The sequence below is a fragment of the Streptomyces sp. NPDC052023 genome (assembly GCF_044548465.1).
GTDB lineage: Bacteria > Actinomycetota > Actinomycetes > Streptomycetales > Streptomycetaceae > Streptomyces.
Genome location: NZ_JBIUBW010000014.1, coordinates 142590 through 165116, shown reverse-complemented (window position 1 = coordinate 165116; position 22527 = coordinate 142590). Strand labels below are relative to the sequence as shown.

General features: G+C 71.3%; 17 protein-coding genes and 1 tRNA gene. 8 read left to right on the top strand and 10 right to left on the bottom strand.

What is annotated here, in order from left to right; genetic code table 11:
* Window positions 1-160: 160 nt before the first annotated feature.
* From ACIHCM_RS25915 to ACIHCM_RS25890, 6 genes are all read right to left on the bottom strand, one after another.
* A complete protein-coding gene (locus tag ACIHCM_RS25915; protein ID WP_399900261.1) occupies window positions 161-1519 on the bottom strand; it encodes a GH1 family beta-glucosidase in 1359 nt (452 codons plus the stop codon).
* Window positions 1520-1548: 29 nt separating this feature from the next.
* Window positions 1549-2388 carry a carbohydrate ABC transporter permease gene (locus tag ACIHCM_RS25910; protein ID WP_399900345.1) on the bottom strand — a complete coding sequence of 280 codons (840 nt, stop codon included), beginning with the start codon at window positions 2386-2388 and terminating at the stop codon, window positions 1549-1551.
* A 7-nt stretch (window positions 2389-2395) separates the two neighbouring features.
* A complete protein-coding gene (locus ACIHCM_RS25905) occupies window positions 2396-3397 on the bottom strand; it encodes a carbohydrate ABC transporter permease (RefSeq protein ID WP_399900258.1) in 1002 nt (333 codons plus the stop codon).
* Window positions 3398-3411: 14 nt separating this feature from the next.
* Entirely contained in the window at window positions 3412-4728 is a 1317-nt protein-coding gene (locus ACIHCM_RS25900; RefSeq protein WP_399900255.1) for an ABC transporter substrate-binding protein, read from the bottom strand.
* A gap of 697 nt (window positions 4729-5425) precedes the next feature.
* Window positions 5426-7465 carry an elongation factor G gene (fusA, locus tag ACIHCM_RS25895; RefSeq protein ID WP_399900252.1) on the bottom strand — a complete coding sequence of 680 codons (2040 nt, stop codon included), beginning with the start codon at window positions 7463-7465 and terminating at the stop codon, window positions 5426-5428.
* 318 nt (window positions 7466-7783) lie between these two features.
* Window positions 7784-8476 carry a DNA polymerase beta superfamily protein gene (locus ACIHCM_RS25890; RefSeq protein WP_399900249.1) on the bottom strand — a complete coding sequence of 231 codons (693 nt, stop codon included), beginning with the start codon at window positions 8474-8476 and terminating at the stop codon, window positions 7784-7786.
* Between the two features lie 251 nt (window positions 8477-8727).
* On the opposite strand from ACIHCM_RS25890, the gene ACIHCM_RS25885 reads away from it, so the two are divergent.
* From ACIHCM_RS25885 to ACIHCM_RS25855, 7 genes are all read left to right on the top strand, one after another.
* On the top strand, window positions 8728-9795 hold the full coding sequence (locus ACIHCM_RS25885; protein WP_399900246.1) for a glycerophosphodiester phosphodiesterase family protein: 1068 nt from the start codon (window positions 8728-8730) through the stop codon (window positions 9793-9795).
* 114 nt (window positions 9796-9909) lie between these two features.
* Window positions 9910-10920 carry an endonuclease/exonuclease/phosphatase family protein gene (locus tag ACIHCM_RS25880; protein ID WP_399900243.1) on the top strand — a complete coding sequence of 337 codons (1011 nt, stop codon included), beginning with the start codon at window positions 9910-9912 and terminating at the stop codon, window positions 10918-10920.
* 427 nt (window positions 10921-11347) lie between these two features.
* Entirely contained in the window at window positions 11348-13012 is a 1665-nt protein-coding gene (locus ACIHCM_RS25875; protein ID WP_399900240.1) for a phosphodiester glycosidase family protein, read from the top strand.
* Window positions 13013-13086: 74 nt separating this feature from the next.
* Window positions 13087-14433: a glycoside hydrolase family 18 protein gene (locus tag ACIHCM_RS25870; protein ID WP_399900237.1), complete on the top strand. Its 1347-nt coding sequence runs from the start codon at window positions 13087-13089 to the stop codon at window positions 14431-14433.
* 197 nt (window positions 14434-14630) lie between these two features.
* Window positions 14631-15245 carry a hypothetical protein gene (locus tag ACIHCM_RS25865; RefSeq protein ID WP_399900234.1) on the top strand — a complete coding sequence of 205 codons (615 nt, stop codon included), beginning with the start codon at window positions 14631-14633 and terminating at the stop codon, window positions 15243-15245.
* Entirely contained in the window at window positions 15242-15502 is a 261-nt protein-coding gene (locus ACIHCM_RS25860) for a hypothetical protein (RefSeq protein WP_399900231.1), read from the top strand. Before ACIHCM_RS25865 ends, ACIHCM_RS25860 begins: the two co-directional genes overlap by 4 nt.
* A 76-nt stretch (window positions 15503-15578) precedes the next feature.
* Window positions 15579-16493, top strand: a complete 915-nt coding sequence (locus ACIHCM_RS25855) for an RNA repair domain-containing protein (RefSeq protein WP_399900228.1) — start codon at window positions 15579-15581, stop codon at window positions 16491-16493.
* 192 nt (window positions 16494-16685) lie between these two features.
* Here the strand turns inward: ACIHCM_RS25855 and ACIHCM_RS25850 are convergent.
* The 4 genes from ACIHCM_RS25850 to sucC all read right to left on the bottom strand — a co-directional run bounded on the left by ACIHCM_RS25850 (window position 16686) and on the right by sucC (window position 20662).
* Window positions 16686-16770, bottom strand: a tRNA-Leu gene (locus ACIHCM_RS25850).
* A 132-nt stretch (window positions 16771-16902) separates the two neighbouring features.
* Window positions 16903-18471 (bottom strand): aldehyde dehydrogenase family protein, encoded by a 1569-nt coding sequence (locus ACIHCM_RS25845; RefSeq protein WP_399900225.1) that lies wholly within the window; start codon window positions 18469-18471, stop codon window positions 16903-16905.
* 164 nt (window positions 18472-18635) lie between these two features.
* On the bottom strand, window positions 18636-19520 hold the full coding sequence (gene sucD, locus ACIHCM_RS25840) for a succinate--CoA ligase subunit alpha (protein ID WP_399900222.1): 885 nt from the start codon (window positions 19518-19520) through the stop codon (window positions 18636-18638).
* A gap of 11 nt (window positions 19521-19531) precedes the next feature.
* Window positions 19532-20662: an ADP-forming succinate--CoA ligase subunit beta gene (sucC, locus tag ACIHCM_RS25835; RefSeq protein WP_399900219.1), complete on the bottom strand. Its 1131-nt coding sequence runs from the start codon at window positions 20660-20662 to the stop codon at window positions 19532-19534.
* Between the two features lie 176 nt (window positions 20663-20838).
* Between sucC and ACIHCM_RS25830 the strand changes: the two genes are divergently transcribed.
* On the top strand, window positions 20839-22521 hold the full coding sequence (locus tag ACIHCM_RS25830; RefSeq protein ID WP_399900216.1) for a thiamine pyrophosphate-binding protein: 1683 nt from the start codon (window positions 20839-20841) through the stop codon (window positions 22519-22521).
* Window positions 22522-22527: the final 6 nt, after the last annotated feature.

Sequence of the window (22527 nt, the reverse complement as noted above, 5' to 3'; positions counted from 1 at the left end):
CGGGGGGGGGGGGGGGGGCGGCGCGGCCGGCGGGCCCCCAACACCTGTTTGGCCCCCCCCCACAAACCACAAAAAGATAGCCCCCCCCGGGGCGGGGGGGGGGGGCGCGCCCCCCCCCCCCCCCCCCCACCACGGGGTCGTACGCCCCCTCGGGGCCGTCCTACGCGGCCTTGCGCACCCGCCCCCGGTGCTCGCGGACGATCTCCGCGTACCGGTCACCGGATCCCTTGATCGTGCGGACCTGGGTCGCGTAGTCGACGTGGACCAGCCCGAACCGCTTGTCGTAGCCGTACGCCCACTCGAAGTTGTCCAGCAGCGACCAGGCGAAGTACCCCGCCAGCGGAGCCCCCTTGCGGGCCGCGGACGCGCACGCCGCCAGGTGCTGGGTCAGATAGGACTGACGCTCGGGGTCGTCGATCGTCCCGTCGGGGCGGACCACGTCCGGGAAGGACGAGCCGTTCTCCGTGACGTACAGCTTGCGCGGCCCGTACTCCTCCGTGAGGCGCAGCAGCAGGTCCTCGATGCCGCTCGCGTCGATCTCCCAGTCCATGCCGGTGCGCGGGACACCGTCGCGGCGCACGGCGCGGACCTGGGGAGCGGGGGCGGTGGGGTCGTCGGCGACGGTCTGGGGGAAGTAGTAGTTCAGGCCCAGCCAGTCCAGCTCGCCCCCGATGGCCGCCAGATCGCCCGGCTGCTCGGGGAGTTCCACGCCGTAGACCTCCCGCATGTCCTGCGGGAAGCCGCGGCCGTGCACCGGGTCCAGCCACCAGCGGTTGGTGTGGCCGTCCATGCGGCGGGCCGCCGCCACGTCCTGCGGCCGGTCCGTCGCGGCGTGGACGGTGGAGAGGTTGTTGACGATGCCGACCTGGGCGTGCGGGGCCGCCGACCTGATCGCCTGCATGCCCAGGCCATGGGCGAGGAGCAGGTGGTACGAGGCGCGGACCGCCGCCGTCAGATCGGTCCAGCCGGGGGCCATCTTGCCCTCCAGATGCCCGATCCAGGCCGAGCACAGGGGCTCGTTGAGCGTCGCCCAGTGCGTCACGCGGTCGCCGAGACGCTCGGCCACCACGCCCGCGTACGAGGCGAAGTGCTCGGCCGTGTCCCGCTCCGGCCAGCCGCCGCGGTCCTGGAGCACCTGGGGCAGGTCCCAGTGGTAGAGGGTGACCGACGGGGTGATGCCCGCCGCCAGCAGGGCGTCGACCAGTTCGTCGTAGAAGGCCAGGCCCTTCGCGTTCACCGCGCCGTCGCCCCCCGGGACGACGCGCGGCCAGGCGACCGACAGGCGGTAGGCGTTGGTGCCCAGGCGCCGCATCAGGGCGATGTCCTCGCGCCAGCGGTGGTAGTGGTCGCAGGCGATGTCACCGTGGTCGTCGTTCGCGATCTTGCCGGGGGTGTGCGAGAAGGTGTCCCAGATCGACGGCGAGCGGCCGTCCTCCCCCACGGCTCCCTCGATCTGGTACGCCGAGGTGGCCGTGCCCCACAGGAAGTCGTCCGGGAGTGCGGCGAGGTCGATGGTCACGGAAGTCCCTTCGGATACGGATGCGTTGGTCACTTGACGGCTCCGGCCGTCAGCCCGGCGACGAGGTAGCGCTGGAGCAGCAGGAAGCCCGCGACCACGGGGACGCTCACCACCAGCGAGGCGGCCATGATCTGGTTCCAGTACACGTCGTTGAGCGTGGAGTAGCCCTGGAGGCCGACCGCGAGGGTGCGGGTGGTGTCGTTGGTCATCACCGACGCGAAGAGCACCTCGCCCCAGGCGGTCATGAAGGCGTAGACGGCGACCGCGACGATGCCGGGGATCGCCGCCGGTACGACGACCTGCACCAGGGCGCGCAGCGGGCCGCAGCCGTCCACCAGCGCCGCCTCGTCCAGGTCGCGCGGCACCGAGTCGAAGTAGCCGATCAGCATCCAGATCGAGAACGGCAGCGAGAACGTGAGATACGTCAGGATCAGGCCGCCCCGCGAGCCGAACAGGGCGATGCCGGTGGCGTTGCCGATGTTCACGTAGATGAGGAACAGCGGGAGCAGGAAGAGGATGCCCGGGAACATCTGCGTCGACAGCACGGTGACCGAGAAGACGCGCTTGCCGGGGAAGTCGTAGCGGCTAACGGCGTAGGCGGCGAAGACCGCGATCACCACCGAGCAGACCGTCGCCGCGCCCGCGACGACAAGGGAGTTCACGAAGTACCTGGCGAGCGGGACCGTCGACCAGATGTCGATGTACGGGCGGACGGTCAGTTCGCTGGGCAGCCAGCGGAACGAACTGGAGACGTCCTGGAGCGGCTTCAGGGAGCTGGAGACCATGACGTACACCGGCAGCAGGACGAAGCCGGTGAGCAGGGTCAGGAAGACCCGGCGGGTCCACAGGAAGGAGCGGGGGGCCGCCATCGGGGACCTATGCATGGGTGGACCTCCGGCCGCGGGACGTCAGCAGCAGGTACACGCCCGTCACCACGAGCAGGAAGAGCAGCAGCAGGACCGACATCGCGGAGCCGGCGCCGAAGTTCCAGGTGACGAACGACGACTGGTAGATGTGGATGGAGATCAGGTCCGCCGCCGCCGGTGCCGCCTTGCCGAACAGGACGTAGGGCGTGTTGAAGTCGTTGAAGGTCCAAAGGAACAGGACCAGGATCAGCACCTGGTTGACGGGGCGCAGCGAGGGCAGGGTGATGCGGCGGATCTGCTGCCGGACGCCGGCGCCGTCCAGTGCCGCCGCCTCGTACAGGTCCTTGGGGATGTTCTGCAGACCGGCCATCACGATCAGGAACGCGAACGGCCAGCCCTTCCAGACCGAGACGACGAGCAGGGCGACGAAGCTGTTGTCGCCGATCAGCCAGAAGGAGGGCGTGTCGGTGAGGCCCAGCTGGTCATGCAGGACGTGGTTCACCAGGCCGTTGTCGTGCTGGAACATGAACGCCCAGGTGATGACCGCGGCGTAGACGGGCAGCGCGTACGGGACGAGGAACAGCGCGCGCAGCAGGCCCCGGCCGCGGAACGCGTCCTGCATGCAGATGGCGGCTGCCGTGCCGATGAACCAGCACAGGCCGACGGACAGGACCGTGAAGGCACAGGTGATGAGGAACGAGTCGAGCAGCGCCTGGCCCACGGGGGCGTCGAAGTCCACCGACATGCGGTAGTTGTCGACACCTGTCCACGGGGCCAGGCTCCAGTCCCGGATGTAGAACTGGGTGAGTTCCTTGAAGCTCATCACGATGCCGATGACCATCGGCACCAGGTGGACCAGGAGTTCGAGGGCCAGCGCGGGGAGCAGCAGCAGGTAGGGCAGGCCGACCCGGCGGATCCGCCCGGTGCGGCGGCGGGGGCCGCGCGCCGCACCGGGGGAGCTCTTGCCGACCGTCCGCTCACCGGGCCGTGCCGAGGCGGTGGTGGTGGTCATGGTGGTGTCCGGGCTCACTTCGTCGGCATCTGCTGCTGGGCCTTGGCGAGCGCCGCCTTCACCGACTCGGTGGTCACCGGGCGGCCGGCCGCGGCGTCGGCGAACAGTTCCTTGACCGCCGTGCCGACGGCCGTCTCGAACTGGGACTCGTCCGGGACCTGGGGCAGCGCGGAGGCGCTGGTGGCGAGGGTCTCGCGCAGCACCGCCGTGGCCGGGGAGTTGAACGCCGCGTCGGACTGGGCGGCCTTGACCGGCGGGATGGAGCCGTAGGCCTTGTTGAGGATCTTCTGCTCGGCGTCGCTGGTCATGAACTTCACGAACTCGGTGGCGCCGTCGATGTTGTCCGAGTTCTTGAAGACCGCCATGTTGATGCCGGCGACCATGGAGTTGGTGTGCGTGCCGGTGCCGGGCTCGCCGGACTGGACGGGGGCCGGGGCGACGCCCCACTCGTCCTCCTTCATGCCCATCGACGCGAAGGTGGCCGAGGCGGTCTGCCAGAGCACCATCGCCGTCTTGCCCTTGGCGAAGTCGCTCAGCGACTGGTTCTGCGCGTACTCGGCGTTGCCCGGGGCGATGACCTTGTCGCCGGCCATCAGGTCGACGTACTGCTTGACGGCCGCGACCGCGCCGTCGGAGGTGAAGTCGGGCTTGCCGTCGGCGGTGAAGAAGTCCGCGCCGTGCTGCTTGCCGAGCACGAAGACCTGGTGGATGTTGTTCGACAGGTTAGAACCCTCGGCACCGAGGCCCCACTTGCCGTCCTTGGAGATCTTCTTGCCGGTCTCGACCAGCTCGTCCCAGGTGGTGGGGGGCTGCGAGATGCCCGCGTCGGCGAACATCTTCTTGTTGTAGTAGAGCGCGTAGGCCATCGAGTAGAGCGGCACGGCCGCCGGGTCCTGGCCCTGGGCGCCGGTCGAGCCGAGCGCGGAGTCGACGAAGCGGTCCTTGCCGCCGATCTTGTCGAAGTTCTTCGCGTCCCAGGGCATCAGCGCGCCGGTGGCCTGGAGGGAGGCGCTCCAGGTGTTGCCGATGTTGAGCACGTCGGGACCCTGGCCGGACGTGGTGGCGGTGAGGATCCGGTTGAGCAGGTCGGACCAGGGCACGACCTCCAGCTCCACCTTGATGCCGGTCTGCTTCTCGAACTTGTCGAGTTCGGGCTGGAGGACCTTCTTGTCGACCTCCACGCTCGCCCCCTGGTTGGAGGCCCAGTAGGTCAGCGTCTTGGGCGAGTCGTTGGACCCGCCGCCCGAGGCGGAACCGCCCCCGCAGGCCGAGGCGGTGAGAGCGAGAGACAGGGTGACGGCGCCTACGGCCGCGGCTCGGATGCTGCGCATGGCTCCTGGTGTCCCTTCCGGGAGTCGAGAAGTCCGAGGACGCCCGGAGGCGCGCGACGCCCGTTCGCGTTCACGCTCCGAAGCCCCTCATGGCTTAATTTAGGACGTGAGTTAAACCTCAAGAGAAAGCTCCGTCAAGATGTGCGGCAGCGTCTCTTGGCGGGTGCGCCGGGGTACGGCGCGTCCGGACGGCCAGGTACGGCGGCCGAGGCGCCCATGACCTGGGGCTATGGTCCGGACCTGCGGCGTGTCCGGCCAAGGTGCCGTTGTGCAACGGTTGGGTCTCGACCGGCCACGTACCCCCAGCGGCGTCCAACTCCTGTGCTCCGCCGCCCTGTCGGCACCCTCCGTCCGGCCCTGTGCCGAGTCGCGTACGACGAGTTCCGGATCGAAGGTCACGATCATCGGCCCGGTGCTGGTCCCCCTGAAGTGCTCGCCGCGGAGAACGGCCCGAGCGGCGCCTCGCGGGACCCGGCACCACTGCTTCGCCGCCCCCGTCCGGCCGGGCGTGCGCTTCCCCCGGCCCGCTCGTCGTCTCCCTCGGCGGCAACGGGCGGTGCCCGCACGTCATCGACGACACCGGGGCGCCCACGTCGGGGACGCCGACGGTGGTGTCGTACCCGTGACCACTCGCCGGTGTCGGCCCCACCCTCGGGGAGGGTGGGGCCGACACCGGCCACCGGGGCGGGCGGCGACGTCAGCGGGCGGTCGCCGCCGTCACCGGCGCCGGTGCGTAACCGGTGGGCCGGGCGGTGAAGCTGCCGCGACCCCGCGTGCGGCTGCGCAACCGGGTCGCGTAGCCGAACAGTTCGGCCAGCGGCACGACCGCGGTGACGACGGCCGAGCCCGACCGGGTGACCGAGCCGGAGACCCGGCCGCGCCGGGCGGCGAGGTCACCGAGGACACCGCCCACGGCGTCCTCGGGCACGGTGACCGTGACCTCGACGACCGGCTCCAGCAGCACCGTCCCGCAGGTGCGCAGGGCACCTTGCAGACCGGCCCGGCCGGCTGTCCGGAACGCCATCTCGGACGAGTCCTTCACATGTGTCGCGCCGTCGGTCAGGGTCACGCGCACCCCCGTCACCGGATGCCCGCCGAGCGGGCCCTCGGCCAGCGCGTCCCGGCAGCCGGCCTCGACGGCCCGCACGTACTCCTGCGGCACCCGCCCGCCGACGACCGCCGAGCGGAACTCGAACCCGGTCTCCAGCGGCTCGACGTCCAGCACGACCTGGGCGAACTGGCCTGCCCCGCCGTCCTGTTTGACATGCCGGTGGACATGCCCGGCCCCACCGCGCACGACCGTCTCCCGGTACGCCACCCTGGGCCGCCCGGCGTTGACCTCCAGCCCGCGCTCCCGCCGGAGCTTCTCCACCGCGACCTCCAGGTGGAGTTCGCCCATGCCCGACAGCACGGTCTGCCCGGTCTCGGGGTCGGTCCGCACGACCAGCGACGGATCCTCCTCGGCCAGCCGGGACAGAGCCGTGGCCAGCCGGTCGGCGTCGGAGGACGTACGTGCCTCGACGGCCACCGTGACGACCGGTTCGGCCACGCCCGGCGGCTCCAGGACGAGCGGTGCGTCCGGCGCGCACAGGGTCGACCCGGCGCGGGCGGACCGCAGCCCGGCCACGGCCACGATGTCGCCCGCGACGGCCCGGTCCACCTGCGCGTGCCGGTCGGCCTGCACTCGCAGGATCCGCCCGATCCGCTCGGTGCGCCGCGCGCCCGGCTCCCACACCGTGTCTCCCTTCTCGAGGGTCCCCGAGTACAGCCGTACGTATGTCAGCCGCCCCGTCGGCGTGGCGCTCACCTTGAACGCCAGCGCCGCGAGGGGCGCCGCCGGATCGGCCCGGCGTTCCTCGCCTGCCGTGCCACGCACCGGCGGCATGTCCAGCGGTGACGGCAGGTACGCCGCGACCGCGTCGAGCAGCGGCTCGACGCCCCGGTTGCGGTACGCCGAACCGCACAGGACGACGACCCCGTCGCCGGTGCGGGTCAGCTCGCGCAATGCCATGACCAGGGTGCGTTCGGACAGTTCCGCGGCCGAGCAGAACTCCTCGAGCGCGTCCGGGTGCAGCTCGGCGACCGCTTCCTCCAGGAGCCGTCGCCGTCGCCGCGCCTCGTCCAGCAGGTCCGGCGGAACCGGCTGCGGCACGGCCGTCCCGTCGCCGTCGGCCCAGATCAGCGCCCGCATCCGCACCAGGTCGACCACGCCGGTGAAGCCGTCCTCCGTCCCGATCGGCAGCTGCACCACCAGCGGGGCCGGGTGCAGCCGGTCACGGATGGAGGCGACGGCCGTGTCGAGGTCGGCGCCCGCGCGGTCCAGCTTGTTGACGAAGGCGATCCTCGGTACGCCGTGCCGGTCGGCCTGCCGCCACACGGACTCGCTCTGCGGCTCGACACCGGCGACGGCGTCGAACACGGCGACCGCCCCGTCCAGCACCCGCAGCGAACGCTCCACCTCGTCGGCGAAGTCGACGTGCCCGGGTGTGTCGATCAGGTTGATCCGGTGCCCGTCCCAGGCGCAGCTGACGGCGGCGGCGAAGATGGTGATGCCCCGGTCGCGCTCCTGCGGGTCGAAGTCGGTGACGGTCGTGCCGTCGTGGACCTCTCCACGGCGGTGGGTGGTGCCGGTGGCGTAGAGGATCCGTTCGGTGAGCGTGGTCTTGCCGGCGTCGACGTGGGCGAGGATGCCCAGGTTGCGGACGGTGGTGAGGTGTCGGTCGAATGCGGTGCGCACGGCCCTTGGCCTTTCGGGTGCTGTGGTGTGCGTGGGCAGCGCGATTTCCGGACGTGACGGGCACGGACAGGCGGGTGCGAGGCGTCGGCCAGGTGCTGGTGCTCGCTCGCTTGCGCTCAGATGTTCGTCACGGTCCACCGGTGCCGGCCGCGCAGCGGGCACCGGGTGGCCGGAGACACGAGGATCACCTCGTAGCGGGAGCGGGGAACGACGACGGCGGCACGATCACGCACGGCTCGTCTCCCCTCACTCGGCTCGCTTTCGGCAGCAAGGCGAGTGTAGGGAGGACGGCCGGCGCGCCGCACGGCATTTTCGGCCCTACGCGGGCAGCGCGTGCGGTGTGTAGAACTGCTGCCGGACCCGCCGCAGCCAGGCCTCGGCGGCCCGCTCGTCGGGCTGTTCGGGCAGGACGCCGGGCGTCCCGTCGAACGCCGCCTCGAAGTGGCGCAGGAGCGGCAGCGCGGCCGACGGGTCGGCGGCGACCCGTTCGCCGAAGTCGTGGTAGCTCTGGGGGTCGTCGACCCGGATGGTCAGCCGGCCGGTGGCGTACAGCTCGTAGCCCTGGGTGCACAGCCGCTTGAGGTGGCGGGCGTGCTTGGCGGTGCGCCTGCGGCCGGCCTGGTCGCCGGCACGGCTGTGGAGCTTGCGGAACTGCTGTGTGGCGTATCCGAGATAGGCGTCGCGGACCCGGCGCGCGCCGAGGAACGTGGCGCGGATGCCGATCAGCTCGTCACCGAGGGATGTCCGCACCTCGTACAACTCCTCGGGCAACCAGACCAGTTCCATGACCGTGGGGTTGCCGCCGAGCGCGAGGCGGCACCACTTCGCCGCCTCGTGCAAGGTGCGGTCGGGGGCGGTGGTGACGTGGGACTCCTTCGGGCCGTGCAGGCCGTGCAAGGTCTCGGTGGGGGCGGCGAACATGCCGAGCCGGTCCACGTCGGACCCCTCGTGGGCGAGTCCGTACGCGGTCGAGCCGACGACGCCGGACAGCAGGATGTGGGTCACGGTCATGAGTCCCCCCGTGGTGTGTCGCTCGCCCTTCGTTCCGGTGGCATGGGCGGCGGCGGACCGTCATGATGCCGCGTCCACGGCGCGGACGGCCTGTCATTTATTTCCCCGTTGTTTCTCCGACGACCCCTTACGGCGTCACCTTCGGGTTCCGCCGGCGTTCACAGCGGCATCACATCCAGGCCTTCAGGTGCGCCCCATGCCGAACTAGCGTCCAGGGACAGATCCCCACCGACCCACGAGTAAGGGTTCCGATGTCCGCACGACATGTCCTCGCCGGCCTGACCCTGCTGCCGGTGCTCGCCGTCCCGACGGCCGCCCACGCGACGGCGGACGGCCCCGGCGCGTCCTCCCAGAAGGAGCGTTTCGACCTGCAGGCCCACCGCGGCGGCCTCGGCATGACGACCGAGAGCACCCTGCAAGGATTCGGCAAGGCGCTGCGGCTGGGCGTCTCCACGCTGGAGCTGGACACCCAGGTCACCAGGGACCGCAAGGTCGTCGTCACCCACGACCGGCAGGTCAGCGCGCAGAAGTGCCGGGACACGGCACCGGTCGTCCCGGGCGACCCGCAGTACCCGTACGTCGGGAAGTACATCAAGGACCTGACGCTGGCGCAGATCAAGACCATGGACTGCGGCTTCCAGCAGCTGCCCGGCCACCCCGAGCAGGAGCAGATCGCGGGCGCCCGGATGGCCGAGCTCCGCGATGTGCTGAACCTGGTCAAGCGGTACAAGGCAAAGGACGTCACCCTCAACATCGAGACGAAGGTCGAGGCGGGCGCGCCCGAGCAGACCGCGCCGCGTGAGCTCTTCGTGCGCCGGGTCTTCGAGGAGATCCGTGCCTCCGGCCTGGAGCGCCAGGTCAGCATCCAGTCCTTCGACTGGGGCGCACTGAAGGCGATGCACAAGCTGGCGCCCCGGTGGCCGCTGGTCGCGCTGACCAACTACGACTTCCTCCAGGTCGGCAAGGACGGCGCCTCCCCCTGGCTCGGCGGGATCGACGCCGACGACTACGACGGCGACTTCGTGAAGGCCGCGGCGACGATCCCCGGCGTCAAGGCGCTCTCCCCCAACTACGGCTTCCCGCAGAACGGCAAGATCGGTGACCCCGGCTTCCGCTTCTACCCCGACCGCGCGATGATCGACGCGGCGCACGCGCGGGGCCTGAAGGTCGTCCCGTGGACCTGCGACGACCCGGCGACGGTGGCGGCGCTCATGGACATGGGCGTCGACGGCATCATCACGAACTACCCGAACCGTGTGCGTGAGCTGATGGCCGACCGCGGGATGCGGCTGCCGAAGCAGTACTTCCCGCGTCACTGACCCGGGGCCCGTGCGGGCCGGGCGGACGTCCGGCCCGTCGACGGCGTATCGTCGCCGTCGACGGGCCGGTGATCACAGGGGTGGGCCCGGCAGGTCTCACACTTGGGGGTGTCCGTGGCCGCGCGTCGGTTCCGTGACCGTTTCCGGCGGGGGCGCGACGAGGACGGGCGGACCGCCTGGACCCGTGGGCGCGTCACCGCGCCCCTGTCTCTGCTGGTCGCCCTCGTGCTGCTCTTCCCCTCCCGCGTGCCCGGCACCCCGGGGAACGTGGGTGGTCTGACCGAGAACTTCCTGCCCTGGCTGGGCGTGCCGGTCGTGCCGCTGCTCGTGGTGGCCGCCCTGCGCCGCTCGGCGAGCGCGCTCGCGGCCGGGGGTGCGGCGGCCGTGGTCTGGGTCGCCCAGTTCGCCCCGTCGCTGCTGCCCCGGGATCCGGGCGCCCACGACCTGACGGTGGTGCAGCACAACGTCAGCGACGAGAACGGGGACCCGGCGGCCACGGCCCGCGCCCTCGCCGGGGCCGGACCGCACCTGCTGGCGCTCCAGGAGCTCACGCAAGCGGCGCTGCCCGTCTACGAAGCGGCGTTCAGGAGCCGTTATCCGCATCACGTGGTGGTGGGGACGGTCGGTCTGTGGTCGCGGTATCCGCTGACGGAACAGGCGGCGGCGGACATCCGGCCCGAGGGGGTGCCGGGTGACTGGAACCGGGGGCTGCGGGCGGTCGTCCGGGTTGGCCCCGGGCGCGCCGTCGCCGTGTACGTGGCCCATCTGCCGTCGGTGCGGATCCGGCCGGCCGGCGGATTCGACACCCGATGGCGGGACGAGAGTGCGGGACTCCTCGGCGAGAAGCTGGCCGGCGACGAGTCACCCACGGTCATCCTGGCGGGCGACCTCAACGGCACCACGCGGGACCGCGGCCTGGCGCCGCTGACGTCCCGACTGCACGTCCCGGACGAGGACTTCGAGTTCAGCTGGCCCACCGCGTTCCCCGTCGCCAGGATCGACCAGGTCATGGCACGCGGAGCGAGGGTGACCGACATACGCACCCTCCCCGCCACCGGCAGCGACCACCTGCCCGTGCTGGCACGCATCGAGCTGGAGGACCGGCCCGGGGGCGGGGGCTCCTAGGAGCCTGGTCCTGGCCGGAGGGTGGCCGGCGCTCCTAGGAACTTGGTCCTGGCCGGAGGCAGGCCGGCGCTCCTAGCAACTTGGTCCTGGCCGGGGAGGCGTGCGCTCCTGGAGACCTCCGGCTCCGGCCGCCCCGAGCCGTTCCGACGCGCTCCGGGCGAGGATCCCTGGCCGGCAGGGGTGCCCCTCGCCGGCCAGGTCGCGGCGCCCTGTCCGACGTATGGCATCATGTCGGCGCAGCCGATCATGGTCGAAGACCAGCACCGACGACCACGTGAACAAGGGGTTCTCCGTCCATGGGCGGAGCACGTGGCGTCAGCACTCCGTACGGCAACCCTTTCGTCACCGTGCGTCAGATGGGCCGTCGGCTTCCCGACATGTGCGGCATGCACCGTCGCCGCTGACACCTTCCGAAAGGGCATGGCCCATGCAGTTCCGCACGGCACGACGCTGGTTGTTCGGTGGGATGACGACCGCGCTCGCGGTCGGTGTCACGATCACCGCGGGCACGCAGATCCAGCCGGCCGCGCAGCGGACCGCCCCGGACGGCTCGCCGACGCTGCCGCTGGGAGCCGCGGACCTGACGGAGACCCGTACCTCCCGGCAGATCGCGCCGGGTGTCACGCACATCGCCATCGAGCGCGGCCAGGCGTCGGCGGGCGAGTTCTGGACGGTCACGGTCGGACTCGCCACGAGCGAGGCGGAGGCCGAGGCACTGTCGGAGAAGGTCCGCGCCGCCGGGTACGAGCCGCGCCTGGACCCCACCGCCGGACCGGATCCGCGAGGGCCACAGGACCGTCCGCTCGGCTGGGCGGTGCGGGTCGGCCGCTACTCCGACGAAGCCGCCGCCGACCGGGCCAGGAAGGCCATCGCGGCCCGCGGGCTGTCCGCCGCCGTCCAGCACACCGGCGCGGACGGGCACGCCACGAACGGCCCCTGGTCCCTGGACGTGCTGGTCGTCGATCCCGCCCGGTTCCGCGGCAGCCTGCGGTCGGAACTGGCGAGCGGCGTCGTACCCGGACGCGAGACGACGAGCTCGATGGCACGGCGCACCCACGCACTCGCGGCGGTCAACGGCGGCTACTTCGTCGTCGGTGGCTCCCACACCACCCCCGGCAACTGGGTGGCCGGCACCGACGGCGATCCCGCCGGTATCTCGGTGGTGGGCGGCACCCTGCTCTCCGAGTCCGTGGGCGAGCGGCCCGCCCTGGTGATCCCGGGCGACTTCGCGCGGGGCGCCTCGGTACGCCGGCTCCGGACCAGCAGCACGGTCACGGTGGCCGGCGGCGCCACCCGCACGGTGACCGGCCTCAACCGGCAGCCCGGACTGATCGTGAACTGCGGCGGCGTCGGGACCATCACCCCCTTCTCCCACCCGGCGCACGACTACACCTGCGGCAACGTCAACGAACTGGTCGCCCTCACCGCGAAGTTCGGCAGCACCGCTCCCCAGGGCCCCGGATACCAGGTCACCCTCGACGCGACCGGGCGGGTGACCGCGGTGCGCGGCAGCCGGGGCGGCGCCGTCCCCGCCAGCGGCACCCTGCTCCAGGGCACCGGCACCGAGGCCCAGTGGCTGCGCACCCACGTCCGCACGGGTGCCCGGCTCACGGTGCGCAGCACGGTGTCCGACGCCGACACGGGCGCCGCGGTGCCGCTCACCGCGAGGACGTCCGTCGTCAACGGCGGTCCGCTGCTGCTGCGCGACGGTGCGACCGCCCTCGACCCGGTCCGGGACGGCTGGAGCCCCGAGGACATCAAGGGCGCGGACCGCGCCGCCCTGTACAACGACTGGTACCTGCGCCGCAATCCGCGCACGGCCGCCGGAGTCACCCTCGACGGACGCGTCGTCCTGCTCACCGCCGACGGCCGCCGCCCCGACCGGAGCGCGGGGCTGTCGATCACCGAGGCCGCCGAGGTGCTGCGCAGCCTGGGCGCGGTGGACGCGCTCAACCTGGACGGCGGCGGCTCCACGACGATGGTCGTCCGCGGCGCGCTGCAGGGGCGCCCGAGCGACGCCGCCGGCGAGCGCCCGGCCGCCGACGCACTCGTCGTCGTGCCCAGGCCGGCCCCTGTCCGACCGGCCTCCTAGCGGGCCGCCGCCCGAAGGCACCACGCGCCGCGGACCTATTGACGGCAATGGTCCATACCAATACGTTCCCACCCATGCGAAGAACCCTGAGAAGAGTGGCCGTTGCCACCTGCTCCCTGTCCCTGCTCGCCGTCCTCGCCCCGGCGGCCGGAACGGCCGTCGCCGGAGAGTCGCACACCACCACCGCCCCACACGGCAAGCGGGTGGGCTACTTCACGCAATGGGGCGTGTACGGCCGCGACTTCCAGGTCAAGGACCTGGACACGAGCGGTCAGGCAGCCAGGCTGACGCACATCAACTACGCCTTCGGCAACGTGAACGCCGAAGGCGAGTGCTTCACCGGGAACGTACCGGGCGAGGCGGACGCCTGGGCCGACTACGCGCGCCCCCTCGACGCCGGGAACTCCGTGGACGGTGTCGCCGACACCGACACGCAGCCGCTCGCCGGCAACTTCAACCAGCTGCGGGAGCTCAAGGCGAAGCACCCCGGCCTCAAGGTGCTGATCTCCCTGGGCGGCTGGAGCTGGTCCACCCACTTCTCCGACGCTGCGCTGACCGCGCAGTCACGCAAGAAGTTCGTCTCGTCCTGCATCGACCTGTACATCAAGGGCAACCTGCCGGTCGACGGCGCGCGCGGTGGGGCGGGCTCGGCCGCCGGGCTGTTCGACGGCGTGGACCTGGACTGGGAGTGGCCCGGTTCGCCGGGCGACACGGACACGGTCTACCGCCCCGAGGACAAGCGCAACTTCACCGCCCTCGTCCACGAGTTCCGCACCCAGCTCGACGCGTACGCGAAGAGCCAGGCACCGCGCGGCAAGAAGGCCAAGCACTACGACCTGACGGCGTTCGTACCGGCCGCGCCGGGCGCGATCGACGCCGGGTTCGACATCCCGCGGATCATGCGGGACTTCGACTTCGTCAATCTCCAGGGCTACGACTACCACGTGTCGGGCCAGCCCACGACGGCTCAGCAGTCGGCCCTGTTCGCGCCGGGCGACCTCAGCGTGGACCGGACGGTGCGGGACTGGGTGCGCAGGGGCACCCACCCTCGCAAGCTGGTGGTCGGCATGCCGTTCTACGGGCAGGGCTGGACCGGGGTGAGCGGTGGCGGCGACGGTCTCGGCCAGCCGGCCACCGGTCCGGCGAAGGGCACGTACGCGGACGGCTACGAGGACTACAAGGTCCTCAAGGGCCTGGCCGCCTCCGGCACGTACACCGTGCACCGGGACCGCTGGAACGGCAGCGCCTGGATCTTCGACGGCACCACGCTGTGGACGTACGACGACCCGCAGGTGCTCAAGACCAAGGCAGCGTACGTCCGCAAGCTCGGTCTGGGCGGCGCGATGTTCTGGTCGATGGACGGCGACACGGCCGACGGTGAACTGACGGCGGCGGTGGACAAGGGCCTCGACGGGCGCTGACCCGTCACGGATGATCTGCCCCGGCACCCGACACGGGTGCCGGGGCACGCGCGACGGTCCGGCAGCTCGCCCCGTACGACGCCCGTACGACGCCCAGGCCGACTCCCGGGTGAACCCGGGCACCCGCTCCGCGCGGCGGGCGGCACCGGCCGGCCGGGCTCAATACGGTGGCGGACGTGCTGCTGAGCTGTGCTTTCGTGAATCTGAAGCCCGGAGTCGGGAAGACGACCAGCGCTGTCTGGCTGGCCCATGCGCTCCACGAGCTGGGCCTGCCCCCGCTCCTTGTCGACAGCGATCCGGCCGGTTCCGCACTGCGCTGGAGCGAACTCGCCGGCGGCTTCCCCTTCCCCGTGATCGCCCTCCCCGTGGGCGACGTACACCGTCGCATCGATGACTTCCTCGGCGGGCGCCAGGCTGTGGTGCTCGACGCCCCACAGCTCGAGGACCACGCCCGCATCGCCCGGAGCGTCATGCGCCACGCCAACGAATGGCTCGTGCCGGTCACTCCGGCCCCCATCGAGCTGGACCGGATGGCCCCCATCCAGACCGAAATGGGCGATGTGCAGTCCCTGCGCGCGAAGCCGGCCCGCACCGCGGTGCTGCTCAACCGCACCAACCGCCCTGACACCACGCGTACCGGTCCCGACGCCGACGCCCGGGAAGTGCTCGCGGAACGGGGCTTCCAGGTGCTCGACACGCAGATCGCCCGCCTCGACCTCTACTCCCAGTCGTTCGGCGGTCCGGTCAGCGTCCGGAAGACGGCCTACATCGACCTCGCGAACGAACTCCTCAAGCGTCAGGAAAACGCATGAACCAACGCAAGGACAACTACCGCGCGGCCCTGCGGCGCGGTCAGGCGGAGCCGCAGCCGCACACGACCAAAGCAGCCACACTGAACAGCAGATACGTCCGGATCACCATTGAGCTCGAGCCGGACCTGCAGCGCCACCTGGACCAGTGGACGGCTCCTGCCGTCGCCCTGCTGACGAACGTCGGTACGGCCGCCCTGCGCGTCCTGTCCGCGTTCACTGCCGGCACGCCCTCGTCAGGCGCGGGCAGCCGCACCTGACCGAAGGCGCCGCGACCGCGTTCCGGTGGAGGCACCCTGGAAGCAGGGAAGGTGTGGTGGCGGGAGAGGACGCGTGATGCGGACCAGCGACGAGATCTATCACCAGGTCCGCTGGGACACCCGGTTCGACCCGGCCCGGTTCGTGCTGGGCATCAGCCGGCGCGGCGGTGGCCTCGAACGCATCCCGCTGCCCTCCTTCGTGCCCGGGGGCGACATCCCCTGGCACCGGGTGGTGTCCATCGAGGCGGACGGCGAACTGGTCTGGGACCGGGCCACGGGTGTGGACCGCATCGACGCCTCGGGCGCCGGCCGGATCCGGGACCCGCGAGCGGACCCGAGCGCCGGCACGAACTCCGGCTGGGGCGAGCCCGGCGGCGTCCTCGACGTGTCCCCGACCGCCCGCACGGCGGTGGCCTGGATCCCGCCCGCGGAGCTGTGGCCGCCGATCCAGGACATCCGCCGCGACTACGATCCGCAGATCCACCGATGGCCGCCGCACGTCAATGTGCTCTACGGCTTCGCGCCGGAGTCCGACTTCGAGCGGACGGCCCCGCTGCTGTCCGCGGCGACGGCCATGACGCCGGTGTTCACCACCCGGCTGGACGGCGTGCGCACCTTCCGGCACAGGGCGTACTCCACCGTGTGGCTCGACCCGGCGGCGGCCGGCGAGGCGCCATGGGCGGACCTGCGCCGTGCACTGCGGCAACGGTTCCCGCGCTGTCGTGGGCCCGCCAAGAACTTCACCCCCCATCTGTCCCTGGGGCGGACCCGGGATCCGCGGCGAGTCACCGCCGACTGCGCCACCCGGCTGGACGCCATGACCGCGACAGTCTGGGAACTGGTCCTGCTCTCCCGCAGGGGCGACGGGCCGATGCGGGCACGAGCCACGGTCGCCCTGCGCACGGGAGAGGTCCGCCGACTCCCCGAACCCGGCCCCGAGGCCGCGGGCCCGGAGGACACGGCGTGGCTCTGCGACATCACCGAGAGGTGAGGCACGGAGCCAGGTGAGGCAAGCACACACCGGTCACTCGTAGCCGAGAACAGCAGATCCACTCGATCACTGAGAATTGTGGAGATGTCACACAGCGCATCCGTGCGGCCCCCGAGGCCCCAGGCATCACCATCAGCGACGAACATGCAATGAGGACCACGACTGTCAGGTCGAGGTCCTCATCAGTTGCCGTGTCCGAGGGGGGACTTGAACCCCCACGCCCGATAAAGGGCACTAGCACCTCAAGCTAGCGCGTCTGCCATTCCGCCACCCGGACCAGGTGTCTGCCGCCTTGCAGGAGGTGTTCCGCGCGGCGACAGGGACAACAATACCAAGGTTTCGGAGTGCCCTTCACCTGCGTTTCCACCCCCTGCCGCGGCAGGCACGGTGACGGATGGCGCTCGGATGACTACGGCATGAGGTGGTACTCCGGGAAGTTCCCCGGCAGCCGCTCCCCCGCCGGCCCCTGTGTCACCGCCCGCACCAGCAGCTCGCCGCCGACGAACGCGCCGCGCCAGGACGCGCCGAAGCCGCCGAACAGCTCGTCGCGGTCGCCCCGGGAGCGGGGCTTGCCGTGGCCGGTCTTGAAGGCGCGGATCTGCGGGGCCAGTCGTTCGTAGGTCGCCCGGTCGTCCGTGGACAGCGTGGCGACCAGCGCGCCGTTCGACGCGTTCATGGCGGCCAGCAGCTCGGCCTCGGTGTCGACCAGGACGATGGTGTCGACCGGGCCGAAGGGTTCCGCGTGGTGCAGCGGGGAGGACGGCGGCGGGTTGAGGAGCGTGACCGGCTGGACGTACGCGGAGGTGTCCTGGCCGGGCAGGAACCGGGCGTCGCACAGCTTGCCGCGGTGCAGCGGGACGGCGCCGCGGTCGACGGCCTCGGCCACCTGGTCGTTCAGCTCCTTGGCCTTGGCGGCGTTGATCAACGGCCCGAAGTCCAGCTCCGGGATGGGGTCGTCGCGCTTCTCGACGGCGAGCGGGTGCCCGACGGTGAGCGTGCGGACCGCGGGGAGGTACGCCGCGAGGAACTCGTCGAAGAGCGCGCGCTGGACGACGAAGCGCGGGTAGGCCGTGCAGCGCTGTTTGCCGTAGTCGAAGAGCTTGGGCACGACCGCGGTGAGCGCGTCCCAGTCCGAGTAGTTCCAGATGCCCCAGGTGTTGAGTCCTTCCTGTTCGAGGATGTGCCGCTTGCCCAGGTCGGCGACGGCCGTGGCCACCGCGGCGCCGGTGTCGCGGCCGCCGACGAAGGAGACGCAGCCGATCTCGGGCGCCCGTACCAGCGCCTCCGACAACTCGCCCCCGCTGCCGCTGACGAGGGTGACGGGCACCCCTTCGCGGGCGGCGAGCGCGCAGGCCAGGGTCAGACAGGCGACACCGCCGTCGGTCGGGGTCTTGGCGATGACCGCGTTGCCCGCCAGGGCCTGTACCAGCATGGCGTGCACGAGCACGCTCATCGGGTAGTTCCAGCTCGCGATGTTGGAGACGGGACCGTCCAGCGGGGCACGTCCGGCGACCATCGGTTCGATGCCGTCGACGTACCAGCGCACGCCGTCGATGGCCCGGTCCACGTCCGCCTGCGCGAGCCGCCACGGCTTGCCGATCTCCCAGACGAGCAGCAGCGCGAGCAGTTCGCGGTGCTCGGTGAGCGCGTCGAGGGTGGCGGCGACGCGGGCGCGGCGCTCGTCGAGCGGGACGTGCCGCCAGGTGCGGTGCTGGTCGAGCGAGGCACGGACGGCCTGGTGGGCCGCGGTCCGGTCCAGTCGGGGCGGGGCCGCCACGGGGGTGCCGTCGACGGGGGTGATGGCGGGCAGCACCTGGCCGTCCGCCTGCCAGGTGGCGTTCCACAGGTTCAGGACACGGTCGTCCTGGAAGGCCTCGGGGGCGACGGACAGACAGCGCTGCCAGGCGTCGGCCCAGGAGGTACCGGCTTTCAGGGTGAGTGCCTGGGAGTTGGTGGTCGGGGGGAGGGTGGGTGCCATCGTTTTGCTCCGCTCTCGGTGCACAGTCGGGGCGGGAGGTGCATGGCTGCGCCGCGCACGGCTCGCACTGCCGTGCGCGGCGCCGTACTTCGAGGGTGTCGCACAGGGAAGCTACTGACGAGTCAAGAAGCGCGACAGTCACCGTGCCGCGACAGTGAGTGACGTCACGTGGTGGTTCCCAGGGCGGCCAGCACCAGGCGGGCCGTCTCGGTCGGTGTGCTCCCCACCCGCACTCCGACCGCCTCCAGCGCCTCCTTCTTCGCCTGCGCCGTACCGGACGAGCCGGAGACGATGGCGCCGGCGTGCCCCATGGTCTTGCCCTCGGGCGCCGTGAAACCCGCGATGTAACCGACGACCGGCTTGGTGACGTGCTCGCGGATGTACGCCGCGGCCCGTTCCTCCGCGTCGCCGCCGATCTCGCCGATCAGCACGATCAGTTCGGTGTCGGGGTCGTCCTGGAAGGCTGCCAGGCAGTCGATGTGCGTGGTGCCGACGACGGGGTCACCGCCGATGCCGACACAGGTGGAGAAGCCGATGTCGCGCAGTTCGTACATGAGCTGGTAGGTCAGCGTGCCGGACTTCGACACCAGGCCGATCCTGCCGGGTTTGGTGATGTCGGCCGGGATGATGCCCGCGTTGGACTGGCCTGGGGTGATCAGGCCGGGGCAGTTGGGGCCGATGATCCGGGTGCCCTTCGCTTGCGCGTACGCCGTGAAGGCGACCGAGTCGTGGACCGGGATGCCCTCGGTGATGACGACCGCGAGGCCGATGCCGGCGTCGGCGGCCTCGATCACCGCGGCCTTGGCGAAGGCGGGCGGCACGAAGACGACCGTGACGTCCGCCCCGGTGGCCGCCATGCCCTCGCCGACCGAGCCGAAGACGGGCACCGCACGGTCGTCGAAGTCGACGGTGCGGCCCGCCTTGCGCGGGTTGACGCCCCCGACGACATCGGCGCCGGCGGCGAGCATGCGCCGGGTGTGCTTCATGCCCTCGCCGCCGGTCATGCCCTGGACGAGGACCTTGCTCTCCTTGGTGAGGTATATGGCCATGTCCCGTCTCCTCAGGTTGCGTTGGCGAGCTGGGCCGCCGAGCGGGCGGCGCCGTCCATGGTGGTGGCCTGCTGGATGAGCGGGTGCCGGCGTTCGTCGAGGATCGCCCGGCCGCGTGCGGCGCTGTTGCCGTCGAGCCGGACGACCAGCGGTTTGGTCAGCCGGACGGTTTCCAGCGCCTGCACGATGCCGTCGGCGACCGCGTCGCAGGCCGTGATGCCGCCGAAGACGTTGACGAAGACCGACTTCACGGCCGGGTCGGAGAGGATGACGGACAGGCCGTCGGCCATGATCTGGGCGGAGGCCCCGCCGCCGATGTCGAGGAAGTTGGCGGGCCGGGCACCGCAGCCCGCGACGACGTCGAGCGTCGACATGACGAGGCCGGCGCCGTTGCCGATGATGCCGACCTCGCCGTCGAGCTTGACGTAGTTCAGGCCCCGTGCGGCGGCCGCCGCCTCCAGCGGGTCGTCGTGCTCCGCGCCCTCGGCGCCCCAGCGTGCCTGCCGGAATCGGGCGTTGTCGTCCAGGGTGACCTTGCCGTCGAGGGCGAGGATCTGGCCCTGCTTCGTGCGCACCAGCGGATTGACCTCGACGAGCAGTGCGTCCTCGCGGACCAGTACCTCCCACAGCCGTACCAGCACGTCGACGGTCTGCGGCGGCAGTCCGGCCGCCTCGGCGATCCGGCCCGCCCTGGCGGAGGTGACGCCCTCGGCCGGATCGATGGGGATGCGTGCCACGGCCTCGGGCCGGCTCGCGGCGACCTCCTCGATGTCCATGCCGCCCTCGGCGGACGCGATCGCGAGGAAGCGGCCCGCTGCGCGATCGAGGACGTAGGAGACGTAGAACTCGCTGTCGATGTCGACCGGTTGGGCCAGCATCACTGTGCCGACCGTGTGGCCCTTGATGTCCATGCCGAGGATCTGGCGCGCCGTCAGCTCGGCGGCGGCCGGGTCGGCGGCGAGCTTCACACCGCCCGCCTTGCCGCGCCCGCCGGTCTTGACCTGCGCCTTGACGACGGCACGGCCGCCCAGCCGGCGGGCTGCCTCGCGCGCCTCCTTGGGCGAGTCGGTGACTTCGGCCCTCGGCACCAAGATGCCGTGTTCCTCGAAGAGTTCCCTTGCCTGGTGTTCGTACAGGTCCATCTCGGCTCCTGACTACTGAGTCTTCCGGGGGCGACCCCGAGACTCCCGAAAACTGCCGCACGCCCCCTGGACACCACCCACAGGATGCGGGATAACAAGCTTCATACAGTATTCGTCGACTGTATGCAATGTACGAGAGAGCGTTCCAACCCCCTACGAAGGGACAGGACTTCGCCATGCCCGACGACACCCAGGACGTCATTTCCGGCGGTCATCTCGTCGCCAAGGCCTTGAAGGCCGAGGGGGTAGACCGCATCTACACCCTGTGCGGCGGCCACATCATCGACATCTACGACGGCTGCGTCGACGAGGGCATCGAGGTCGTCGACGTCCGTCACGAGCAGGTCGCGGCACACGCCGCCGACGGCTACGCACGGATCACCGGCAAGCCCGGCTGCGCGGTCGTCACCGCCGGCCCGGGGACGACCGACGCCGTCACCGGCGTCGCCAACGCCTTCCGCGCCGAGTCGCCGATGCTGCTCATCGGCGGTCAAGGTGCCCTCACCCAGCACAAGATGGGGTCCCTGCAGGACCTGCCGCACGTCGACATGATGGCGCCGATCACCAAGTTCGCGGCGGCCGTGCCCGACACGGCGCGCGCGGCGGACATGGTGTCGATGGCGTTCCGCGAGTGTTACCACGGCGCGCCCGGGCCCTCCTTCCTGGAGATCCCGCGCGACGTCCTCGACGCCAAGGTGCCGGCGGACAAGGCGCGCGTGCCGAAGCCCGGTGCCTACCGCGCCTCGACCCGCTCGGCCGGCGACCCCGAGGCCATCGAGAAGCTCGCCGACCTGCTCGTGCACGCCGAGAAGCCCGCGATCCTGCTGGGCAGCCAGGTGTGGACGACCCGCGGCACCGAGGCGGCCATCGAGCTGGTCCGCACGCTGAACGTCCCGGCGTACATGAACGGCGCCGGCCGCGGCACCCTCCCGCCCGGCGACCCGCACCACTTCCAGCTGTCGCGCCGGTACGCCTTCTCAGGCGCCGACGTCATCGTCATCGTCGGTACGCCCTTCGACTTCCGCATGGGCTACGGCAAGCGGCTGTCGGCGAACGCGACCGTCGTGCAGATCGACCTCGACTACCGGACCGTCGGCAAGAACCGCGACATCGACCTCGGCATCGTCGGCGACGCGGGACTGGTGCTGAAGTCGGTGACCGAGGCGGCCTCCGGGCGCGTCAACGGGGGTGCGTCCAAGCGGAAGGAGTGGCTCGACGAGCTGCGCGCCGCCGAGCAGACCGCGCTGGAGAAGCGGCTGCCGCAGCTGCGCTCGGACGCCTCGCCGATCCACCCGTACCGGCTCGTCAGCGAGATCAACGACTTCCTCACCGAGGACTCGATCTACATCGGCGACGGCGGCGACATCGTCACCTTCTCCGGCCAGGTCGTGCAGCCCAAGTCACCGGGTCACTGGATGGACCCGGGTCCGCTGGGCACGCTCGGCGTCGGGGTGCCGTTCGTGCTGGCGGCCAAGCAGGCGCGGCCCGACAAGGAGGTCGTCGCCCTCTTCGGCGACGGCGCGTTCTCCCTGACCGGCTGGGACTTCGAGACGCTGGTGCGCTACGACCTCCCCTTCGTCGGCATCGTCGGCAACAACTCCTCCATGAACCAGATCCGCTACGGCCAGGCCGCCAAGTACGGCAAGGAGCGCGAGCGGATCGGCAACACCCTCGGCGACGTCCACTACGACAAGTTCGCCCAGATGCTGGGCGGTTACGGCGAGGAGGTCCGTGACCCCGCCGACATCGGCCCGGCGCTGCGGCGCGCTCGCGAGTCGGGCAAGCCGTCGCTGATCAACGTCTGGGTCGACCCGGACGCGTACGCCCCCGGAACCATGAACCAGACCATGTACAAGTGAGGTGAT

What these genes read in the sequence shown, in the direction of transcription:
- ACIHCM_RS25870 (WP_399900237.1), top strand. Translation starts at nt 13,087, where the DNA reads ATGCGAAGAACCCTGAGAAGAGTGGCCGTTGCCACCTGCTCCCTGTCC.
- ACIHCM_RS25905 (WP_399900258.1), bottom strand. Translation starts at nt 3,397, where the DNA reads ATGACCACCACCACCGCCTCGGCACGGCCCGGTGAGCGGACGGTCGGC.
- ACIHCM_RS25855 (WP_399900228.1), top strand. Translation starts at nt 15,579, where the DNA reads ATGCGGACCAGCGACGAGATCTATCACCAGGTCCGCTGGGACACCCGG.
- ACIHCM_RS25860 (WP_399900231.1), top strand. Translation starts at nt 15,242, where the DNA reads ATGAACCAACGCAAGGACAACTACCGCGCGGCCCTGCGGCGCGGTCAG.
- sucD (WP_399900222.1), bottom strand. Translation starts at nt 19,520, where the DNA reads ATGGCCATATACCTCACCAAGGAGAGCAAGGTCCTCGTCCAGGGCATG.
- ACIHCM_RS25885 (WP_399900246.1), top strand. Translation starts at nt 8,728, where the DNA reads ATGTCCGCACGACATGTCCTCGCCGGCCTGACCCTGCTGCCGGTGCTC.
- ACIHCM_RS25890 (WP_399900249.1), bottom strand. Translation starts at nt 8,476, where the DNA reads ATGACCGTGACCCACATCCTGCTGTCCGGCGTCGTCGGCTCGACCGCG.
- sucC (WP_399900219.1), bottom strand. Translation starts at nt 20,662, where the DNA reads ATGGACCTGTACGAACACCAGGCAAGGGAACTCTTCGAGGAACACGGC.
- ACIHCM_RS25830 (WP_399900216.1), top strand. Translation starts at nt 20,839, where the DNA reads ATGCCCGACGACACCCAGGACGTCATTTCCGGCGGTCATCTCGTCGCC.
- ACIHCM_RS25875 (WP_399900240.1), top strand. Translation starts at nt 11,348, where the DNA reads ATGCAGTTCCGCACGGCACGACGCTGGTTGTTCGGTGGGATGACGACC.
- ACIHCM_RS25900 (WP_399900255.1), bottom strand. Translation starts at nt 4,728, where the DNA reads ATGCGCAGCATCCGAGCCGCGGCCGTAGGCGCCGTCACCCTGTCTCTC.
- ACIHCM_RS25845 (WP_399900225.1), bottom strand. Translation starts at nt 18,471, where the DNA reads ATGGCACCCACCCTCCCCCCGACCACCAACTCCCAGGCACTCACCCTG.
- ACIHCM_RS25910 (WP_399900345.1), bottom strand. Translation starts at nt 2,388, where the DNA reads ATGGCGGCCCCCCGCTCCTTCCTGTGGACCCGCCGGGTCTTCCTGACC.